Origin of the sequence: Aeromonas piscicola (genome assembly GCF_000820005.1) — a bacterium.
GTDB lineage: Bacteria > Pseudomonadota > Gammaproteobacteria > Enterobacterales > Aeromonadaceae > Aeromonas > Aeromonas piscicola.
In genome coordinates, this window is sequence record NZ_CDBL01000001.1 from 1 (window position 1) to 8,812 (window position 8,812).

Annotated in this window: 7 protein-coding genes and 2 tRNA genes; 6 read left to right on the forward strand and 3 right to left on the reverse strand. The window is 62.0% G+C overall.

Annotation, left to right across the window (positions count from 1 at the left end; all coding sequences use genetic code 11):
- Positions 1–347, forward strand: a 347-nt coding sequence (locus BN1128_RS00005; RefSeq protein WP_042865526.1) for a TSUP family transporter, incomplete at its 5' end; no start/stop codon positions are given.
- 65 nt (positions 348–412) lie between these two features.
- Here the strand turns inward: BN1128_RS00005 and BN1128_RS00010 are convergent.
- Positions 413–1,300 carry a LysR family transcriptional regulator gene (locus tag BN1128_RS00010; protein ID WP_042865527.1) on the reverse strand — a complete coding sequence of 296 codons (888 nt, stop codon included), beginning with the start codon at positions 1,298–1,300 and terminating at the stop codon, positions 413–415.
- Positions 1,301–1,360: 60 nt separating this feature from the next.
- Complete coding sequence (locus tag BN1128_RS00015; protein ID WP_042865528.1) at positions 1,361–2,278, reverse strand: DMT family transporter; 918 nt, start codon at positions 2,276–2,278, stop codon at positions 1,361–1,363.
- Between the two features lie 122 nt (positions 2,279–2,400).
- Here BN1128_RS00015 and BN1128_RS00020 point away from each other — a divergent pair, with 122 nt between their 5' ends.
- From BN1128_RS00020 to BN1128_RS00030, 3 genes are all read left to right on the forward strand, one after another.
- The gene (locus BN1128_RS00020; RefSeq protein ID WP_042865532.1) at positions 2,401–3,321 is read left to right on the forward strand and encodes a helix-turn-helix domain-containing protein; all 921 of its coding nucleotides are present in this window, start codon (positions 2,401–2,403) and stop codon (positions 3,319–3,321) included.
- Between the two features lie 262 nt (positions 3,322–3,583).
- A complete protein-coding gene (locus BN1128_RS00025) occupies positions 3,584–5,221 on the forward strand; it encodes an ATP-dependent endonuclease (protein ID WP_042865529.1) in 1,638 nt (545 codons plus the stop codon).
- A gap of 189 nt (positions 5,222–5,410) precedes the next feature.
- The gene (locus tag BN1128_RS00030; RefSeq protein ID WP_042865530.1) at positions 5,411–6,130 is read left to right on the forward strand and encodes a hypothetical protein; all 720 of its coding nucleotides are present in this window, start codon (positions 5,411–5,413) and stop codon (positions 6,128–6,130) included.
- A gap of 72 nt (positions 6,131–6,202) precedes the next feature.
- On the opposite strand, the gene glgX is transcribed toward BN1128_RS00030, so the two are convergent.
- Entirely contained in the window at positions 6,203–8,266 is a 2,064-nt protein-coding gene (gene glgX / locus BN1128_RS00035) for a glycogen debranching protein GlgX (RefSeq protein ID WP_042865531.1), read from the reverse strand.
- Positions 8,267–8,462: 196 nt separating this feature from the next.
- On the opposite strand from glgX, the gene BN1128_RS00040 reads away from it, so the two are divergent.
- Together BN1128_RS00040 and BN1128_RS00045 are read left to right on the forward strand one after the other, a co-directional pair.
- Positions 8,463–8,539, forward strand: a tRNA-Met gene (locus tag BN1128_RS00040).
- A gap of 93 nt (positions 8,540–8,632) precedes the next feature.
- Positions 8,633–8,709, forward strand: a tRNA-Met gene (locus BN1128_RS00045).
- The last annotated feature ends 103 nt before the right edge of the window (positions 8,710–8,812 follow it).

Below are 8,812 nucleotides of genomic sequence, written 5' to 3' on the forward strand. Positions count from 1 at the left end.
GGGTGGGCTTTTATGACGGCTTCTTCGGGCCGGGGACGGGGTCGTTTTTTGCCATCGGCTTCGTGGCGCTGGCGGGGTTTGGCATGGCGCGGGCCACAGCACACACCAAGCTCCTGAACTTCACCTCCAACATTGCCTCCCTGCTATTTTTCGCCATCGGCGGCAAGGTAGTGTGGAGTGTCGGCTTCTGCATGGCGCTGGGGCAGTTTATCGGCGCCTATGTCGGCTCCAAGTTGGTGCTGAAGAAGGGGGTCAAGCTCATCAAACCGCTCTTGGTGACCGTGTCCCTGCTGATGTCCGCCAAGCTGGTGTGGAGCCAGTATCCCGAGCTGTTTGCCTGGATTTGAGCCGCTGCGTGTTCGCGACAAATCTGACTTTCACGGGGCCCTTGGGCCCCGTTGTCACAACTAGGCTATAGTGGCGTGTCGCTGTAATGGCGAAAGTGTTTGCGCAGGGCGTTCACCAGCCGAGCGATCCGCTCGCGCTTGAGGCTGTTGGGTCGGTATACCAGATGAAGCGGGCGTCCCAGTTCAGGCAGTGGACGCGCCATCTCTCCCTGTTCCCCCACCAGTGCCAGCAGACCTGCCGGCAGCAGCACGGGCCCTATGCCTGCCTTGGCCAGTTCGATCAGCGCCAGATAGGAGTCCAGCTCCATGGCGGGCACCATGCCCAATTGTGTCAAGGGTTCGCGCAGGTAGCGGTTGGAGGGGTTATCCAGATCCATGGTCAGGATCTTGAGCCTGTGCCCCTGACCCAGCTCGAACGGCCGCTGATCTGCCGGTATCCCCTCATCCTGATCGCTTCCCACCAGATAGAAGGGCTCCTCCAGCAATAGCTCGGCTCCCAGGCCATGGCCGGGAGGCAGCCGACCGGCACAGATGCCGAGCAGGGCGTCGCCACTGCGTACCCGCGCCAGGATCACGGGGGTGTGATGGGTGGAGAGGGCAATATGAGGATCGCGGCCGAGGTAGTCGTGCATGAAGCGGGCGAGGTAGCCCGCCAGCAAGGTTTCGGAGCAGGCGACGGGCAGGGGAGTCAGATCGGTGAGGGTCTGGCTGTCAGCCAGCACCCCCTTCATCTCGGCGAGACTCGGGGCCACCCGGTCGAGCAGCTCCCGCGCCTGGGGGGTGAGCCGGATCTGGCGGCCATCCGGCTCGATCAGCTTCTTGCCGAGGCGCTGCTCCAGCTGGGCAATACGCTTGCTCACCGCCGACTGACTGATGTAAAGGCGACTGGCCACTTTGGCCATGGTGCCCTCGCTTGCCAGCAGACTGAGTGTCTCCAGCCCTTCCAGTAACATCCTGCCCCCTAGTGTTGCCATCACGCAGATCGAATGGCGCTACCTTAGGGGCTGACGGCGTCAGGAGCAAGTGTCGTTCGCTGCCTTGGCTGGCCGCCAGCGCCACTCCCGCACGGGCGGGGCGAAGATTACCAGGTTGCCGAGCAAGCTGATCACCACCCCCACCACCGAAACTGTCTGCCAGACAAACCCCTCATACAGGGTGGAGAGGCTGAGGGCCACCAGGGGAAACAGCACTGTGGCGTAGGAGGCCTTGCTGGCACCAATCCTGCCTACCAGCGTGAGGTAGGCAGTGAAGGCGATGACAGAGCCGAACAAGGCGAGATAGACCATGGCCGCCAGATAGTGACCGTCGGTCGGTATGGTCAGGGACTGGCCGAGCAGGGTGACCCAGCCCAGCAGCAATATAACCCCGTACACCATGCCCCAGGGCACCAGTTGCAGCACGTGATAGCCGTGTCGCTGGCCGCGGGCAGAGACCAGATTGCCCAGCGAGAAGCAGAGGGTGCCGCCACAGGCCAACAGCAACCCCTTCCAGCCGTTTGCACCCAGTTGCGCATCCGCCAGCACGGGCCAGAACAGCAGCAGGGTGCCAAGCAGCCCCAGCAAGGATCCTTGCAGCCAGCGCAGGGTGGGGCGTTTGCCCTCGAACAGCCAGAGATTGAGGCCGTTGAAGATGCTGGCACTGGCGAAGATCACCGCCGACAGGCCACTTGGGATATAGAGGGTGGCGTGATAGAAGCAGAGGAAGTTGGTGGAAAAGAGCAGGGCGCCGAGCAGGGCCGCGTAGCGCTGGCCCGCCCAGGGCAGACGCGGGAAGCGTCCGCTGACGGTGAGCAGGGCAAACAGCGCCAGCGCCGCCAGCAGGAAGCGATAGAGCACTGAGACCTCGATGGGAATGGGTCCGAGCTGCCAGGCGATAGCGATCCAGGTGCTGCCCCAGATAAGGACGGTGGCAATATAGAGCAGTAGGTTCATGAGGGATCCGGTTACGTGAAGAGGGCATGAGAAGCAGCATGGCGCGGGCCATCGCGACTGGCTTGCACCATCTTGCGGTTTTTTCCGCAGGGCCGCAGCGTTTGGCCCAGCGGCGCGGTAAGATGGCCGCAAGGCATGATGGGCGAGGCAGCAAGGTGCAACAGATAAGACAGGCGGGCGTATTTGATGCACTGGTCAGCACGGGAGCGCGGCTGGAAGACTCCTGCTGGCTGGAGCCCGGCCTTGGGGTGGCCAGCTGGCGCAACTGCTATGATCAGACCCGCTATCACAATCCGGGTCACCATACCCTGAGCGTCTATCTGCAGGGGGGCGAGCAGACTGAGCGCCTCGATGGTCCCGGCGGCCATGGCGGCACCGGCAAGGTGTGCATCATGCCGGATCACCACAGATCCGAGTGGCTGGTGCGCGAAGAGTTCCGCTTTTTCCACCTCTACTTCACGCCGGCCCATCTCACCCGCATCGCCGAGCAGGCCTGCGACAAGGAGGGGCGCCATCTGCTGCTGGAAGACAAGACCTTCATCGACGACCCGCAGGCGGCAGCACTGGTGCAGGCCCAGCTGATGAAACTGGAGTGGCAGCACGGCGTCGATCGCATGGCGCTCTCTCACGGCGCCTGGATGCTGATGCTGCACGCCTACCGCCACCATACCCGGGAGGCGCCGAGCCTGCCCGAGGTGCGTGGCGGCCTGGCACCCGGGGTGATCCGGCGGGTGCAGGAGTACCTGCAAGCCCATCTGGCCGAGCCTGTCACCCTGGCTGAGCTGGCACAGCAGGCGAGCCTCAGCGAATATCATTTCGCCCGCATGTTTGGCCAGAGTCTGGGGTGTCCGCCCCATCGCTACCTGCTTGGGCTGCGGCTCAAACGGGCCAAACAGTTGCTGGCAGGGCCCGACTCCCTGGCCAGCATCGCCATCCTGTGCGGTTTCTCCTCCCAGGCGCATTTCGGCAATCGTTTTCGCGAGGCGTTTGGCCTCACGCCGGGCCAGTGGCGCGCGCAATTGTCATCCTATCGTCACAGATAACGCTGAGACTCTGGGTAAAAGAGGTGTACCATCTACCACTTACCCATTGAAAGGAATGCCCATTGAATTATCGCAAACGCCAGACCCGTACTCGTCACCTTTGGTTCAGCCACTGGAATGCTCCCCAAGATCGCACCTGTATTCCCACCCCTCCCGAACCCGTAGTGCCTCACAGTTCCCGCTGAAAATCGATACGACCCGATAGGTTTTTTCCGGCAACTTTGCCACTATTGCGCCATCTGAATGGATTGGATATGGCTGCATGTTTCTGGAACGCATTGAAGTCAAAGGTTTTCGCGGGATAAATCGCCTCTCGCTCGGGCTGGATAACACCACGGTTCTCATCGGTGAGAACGCCTGGGGCAAATCCAGCCTGCTGCGCGCCCTCTGGTGTCTGTTGGGGCAGGATGCCGAACCCTATCAGTTCAGCAGCGATGATTTTCACCAACCGGAAGATCCCGAGCTCGCACCCGCCCGTCATCTGCAACTGGTGCTCACCTTCAGTGAACACAGACCCCAGATGTGTCTGCACTCCCATCGCCTTGCCCGTCTTGGCGCCTCCTGGGTCAAGCACAAAGACAAATTCCACCGCATTCACTACCGTGCCAGCGCCGAATTGCAGGCCGATGGTTCCGTGCTCACCACTCATGATTTTCTCGACGGCATCGGCAAGAGCCTGCCCATCGACAATGCCCATGAGCTGGTCTGCCTGCTGATCACCATGAACCCGGTGTTCCGGCTGCGGGATGCCCGCACCGCACGCAACGGGGTCGAGATGTTGCAGTGGGGGGATTTGTCACAGAACCGGTTGAGCCAGCTGGCCGACAAGCTCATCGACGAACCCCAGCGCATCGGTGAGGCTGAGCTGAAAGAGGCGCTGCAGGCAGTACGCCAGCTGATGGATCACTACTTCAACGCCCTTGCCCCCATGAAGCACAAGCCTCGCAGTCAGCGGGACATCGTCAATCGCCCCATGACACTACGCAATCCCGGCAATCTGCAGACGCTGCTGCGCAATGCCGACAACCGGGCGCTGCAATTGGCGATGGCAGGCATGGCGGCTACCCTGCTAAACGCCCGCGGCAACCGCGAGTTGGAGCAGGGCGCGCGGCCCATCATGATCCTGGAAGACCCCGAGAGTCGCCTGCACCCCACCATGATGGCACTGGCCTGGGGTTTGCTGGAGCAGCTGCCGGGCCAGAAGCTGCTGACCACCAATTCGGGCGACCTGCTCTCCTCTCTGCCTTTGAATCAGGTACGCCGTCTGGTGCGCCGCCAGCAGGACATCGTCTGTCATCAGCTGGGGGGCGAGCGTTACAGCAGCGATGATTTGCGCAAGATTGCCTTTCATGTGCGCATCAACCGCCCCATGTCGATGTTTGCCCGTTGCTGGCTGCTGGTGGAGGGGGAGACCGAGATCTGGCTGCTCTCCGAGCTGGCCCAGATCTGCGGTTACAGCCTGCGGGCGGAAGGGGTGCGCATCATCGAATTTGCCCAGTGTGGTCAGTCGCCCCTCATCAAGGTGGCGCGCGACTTTGGCATCGAGTGGCATCTGCTCACCGACGGTGACGAGGCGGGGATCAAATATGCCACCTCGGCCCGGGCGCTGCTCAAGGGAGAACGGGAACGGGACCGGCTGACCCAGTTGCCGGCGGCTGATATCGAGCACTACCTCTATCACAACGGCTTCGAAGCTGTGTTTCGGCGCGAGGCCGGGGTTGGTGGCCGCTCGACCCTCAATGCCGGGCGCATCATCAACAAGGCCATCCATCATCGCAGCAAGCCTGGCATGGCGCTGGCGGTGGTGGAGGAGGCGGAGCGCCTCGGCGGCGAGCATATACCACCTGTGATCCGGCAGATGTTTGCCAAGGTGGTGGCGCTGGCGCGCGGCCAGGGCTGATGGTCTGTGCTGACTGGCGTCCAATGATGCCGGACAAGTGTGATCCTGCCTTGTCATCCAGGTGGTGCTGAGCGTCGAATTCCTCGCAAGGCGCTTGCAGAGATTGGGGACAGGGATGGGTTTGGGTATACTCGGCCCCTTCTCTGGCGCCTCACAGGCGCATCCCGAATCTTTGCTGCTGGAGGCGTCATGTTCGTCCAACTCCCTTTTTGGCTTTTTCCCCTGACCGGCCTGATGGCGCTGGGGGCGCTCATCGCCCTTGGCATAGTGCTGTGGCGCGGTGACATCTGCCCGGGCCAGCGCTCGCGGATCACGGCCCAGCTCTTCTCCATCTGGGTGATCACCGGCCTCTCCCTGATGCTGGCGGTGGAGGCAAAGGTGGCAAGCTGGTTGATCTGGAGCGGGGGGGCTGCGCTGATCCTGGGGATAGTGCTATCGCTGGCCCAGTCCCGGCTGGAGGGCAAGCGTGCCATCCCGTCCACCCTGCTCTGGTTGCCTGCCATACCGCTGCTGGTCTATGGCGTCGGCTTGCTGCAAATCCAGGGCTGGCTGAGCGGCCTGCTGCAGATGACCTTGCTGGGGGCGGCCTTTGCGCACCTGATGCTGCTGCGGGCGCGTCACCGCCTGCAGGCCTTCAACCTGCTGCTGCCGTTGGCCGGGCTGGTGGCTGCCATTCTAAGCCTGCTCTGGCTGGCGGTGCTGGTGGGCTGGCAGGGCAGCGGCGTTGAGCTGGATGCCCTGATCCCCGGGGTGCTGACCCAGGCCAGCTTGCTGATTGCGGCCCTGCTGCTCTGGTTCAGCCCCATCTATCAACAGCGGGAGACGGCGCCCGTGGTGGTCTCCACCGCCCTGTGCGGCCTCATCATTGCCCAGATAGCGGCGACCAGCGTGCTGCACCAGCTGGCCTGATCGCTCCTCGCATGAATGAAAAAAGCCCCCCTGAGTCGTTCAGGGGGGCTTTTTGCTGGCCGCAACCCGGGCCTAGTAGAAGTCGTCGGCCCCGCAGATAAAGAGGCAGCTGCTGCGTGGCTGGGCCAGGTATTCCCGGGTCAGCCCCTCCAGCGGCATGCCGAAGGTGCAGATGTCATGGGGTGAGGGCAGGGCGGTATCCAGGATCCGGCGCCAGTAGCCACCGACCCCTTTGGGCGGGCTCGGCAGGTTGAAGGTGAGCGGCTCCCAGTAGGTGTTGAACAGCACATAGAGCGCCAGCTTGGTTTCGCTGGAGAGCGCCGACATGGCGATGGCGTGGGAGTGGGGGCTGAAGTCCGGCTGGGCGGCATTGACCCCGTGCCAGCAGATCTCGCTGTGACGCAGGATCTCGGTCAGCGACAGCGGCATGCTCTCCTGCTCGGGTCGCTGGAACAGGTGCTTGCGATACTGGATCAGCTCCTTCATGAAGCGGAACATCTCCTGCCCCATGACGCTGGGCTGCCAGTTCATCCAGCAGGTCTCGTTGTCCTGGCAGTAGCCGTTGTTGTTGCCGTGCTGGGTGCGCAGCACCTCGTCCCCCATCAGCAGCATGGGGGAGCCCACTGACAGCAGGGTCGCCACCATCATGTTCTTGGCCTGGCGCACCCGCAGGGCATTGATCTGGGGATCCTCGGTCGGCCCTTCCTGGCCGTGGTTCCAGCTGAAGTTGTGATCGCAGCCGTCCCGGTTCTCTTCACCGTTGGCCTCGTTGTGTTTGTGGTCATGGCTGGCCCAGTCCCACAGGGTGAAGCCGTCGTGGCAGGTGACGAAGTTGATGCTCTTTTCCGGATCGGCGTGGTGATAGTGATAGATGTCCGGGCTGCCGCACAGTCGCTCCACGAAGGTGGCGACGGCGTTGTCATCCCCGCGCAGGAAGTGGCGTACATCGTCCCTGAACTGGCCGTTCCATTCACGCCAGCGCGCACCGGCCAGGCTGCCCACCTGATAGAGTCCTCCGGCATCCCAGGCCTCGGCGATGAGCTTGATGTCGGCGATGCGGGGATCCGTATCTATGGTGCGCAGGGTCGGTGCATTGGCCTGGGGCATGCCGGACTCGTCCCGCGACAAGATGGCGGCCAGATCGAATCGAAAGCCGTCCACGTGCATCTCCTGGCGCCAGAAGTGGAGGCTGTCCATGATCATGCGCAGCACCACCGGATGGGCGCCGTTGAAGGTGTTGCCGCAGCCCGAGTAGTTGGTGTCCTTCTGGTTGCTGTCGAGTATGTAGTAAGCCTCGTTGTCTATGCCGCGAAACGAGAAGGTGGGGCCATTGTCGCCCCCCTCGGCGGTGTGGTTGTAAACCACGTCCAGGATCACCTCTATATTGGCCCTGTGCAGCGCCTTGACCATGTCACGAAACTCGGTGAGCGGATCAGGGCCGCTGGCATATTGGGCGTGGGGGGCAAAAAACGACATCGGGCTGTAACCCCAGTAGTTGGAGAGCCCCTTGGGGGCATCCTGGGGGTCGAACTGGAACACCGGCAGCAGCTCGACGGCGGTCACGCCGAGGGATTGCAGGTAGGGGATCTTGTCGATGAGGCCAAGATAGGTGCCACGCAGGGCGGGATCCACACCGGAGCTCGGCGACTTGGTAAATCCCCCCAGGTGCAGCTCGTAGATCACCGAGCGGGAGAGGGAGTGAGCGGGCAGCTTGTCGCCTTCCCAGTCATAGCCTTGGGTATCCACCACCCGATTTTTGGCGCACACAGCCAGGTTGCTGCCAGGGCGGGCAGCAGCCCAGCGATCGTAAGTCGGCCCCAGCTCAATGCTGCGACCATAGGGATCCAGCAGCACCTTGTCCGCATCGAAGCGGGTACCGTAGTAGGGACGCCATGGGCCCTGAATGCGATAGGCATAACGCTGGCCCAGTGGAATGCCCTCGATGTGAATGTGCCAGTAGTAAGCGGTGCGGTTGAGGCGGGGTGACAAAGGGATCACCTCCGGGGTGGTATCGTCGGCACTGGCGAACAGCAGCAGTTCGACCCGACTGGCCAAGCGGGCCCAGATAGCAAAATTGACGCCGTCGTTCTCGGGTGTGGCCCCCAATTGACGGCAATGACCGGCGGATATGCGCATAATAGACCTACCCAAAAGGAGGAGTGATAATCCATTTGAGTGTAGTGCGCCAAGCTGGCCCCAAACCTGCTTGTCTGAAAAAACAGCGGCCTGTTGCAAATTCCTTCAATTTGTGCTGCTTTAACCTACGAATGAAGTTTTTTTAGGATATTTACTTGCAATCTGAGCGCTGGCGCCTATTATTGGCGACCTCAGACGCGGGGTGGAGCAGCTCGGTAGCTCGTCGGGCTCATAACCCGAAGGTCGTCGGTTCAAATCCGGCCCCCGCAACCATCTGAGTATCTGAGTCGACAACGCTGATTAACGCATTGAAGATAAAGAGAATTCGAACTGGCTACTGCTCGGCCATTTCGGAAAAAATTCGGACGCGGGGTGGAGCAGCTCGGTAGCTCGTCGGGCTCATAACCCGAAGGTCGTCAGTTCAAATCTGGCCCCCGCAACCAACTATTTGTGCTCATGGCAAGGCTGATGCCAAGCGGTGAGTGTGAAGACAGCGAACTACTTCTGCTCGGTAGTTCGCGGTGAAAAGGCAGTACAATTCGGACG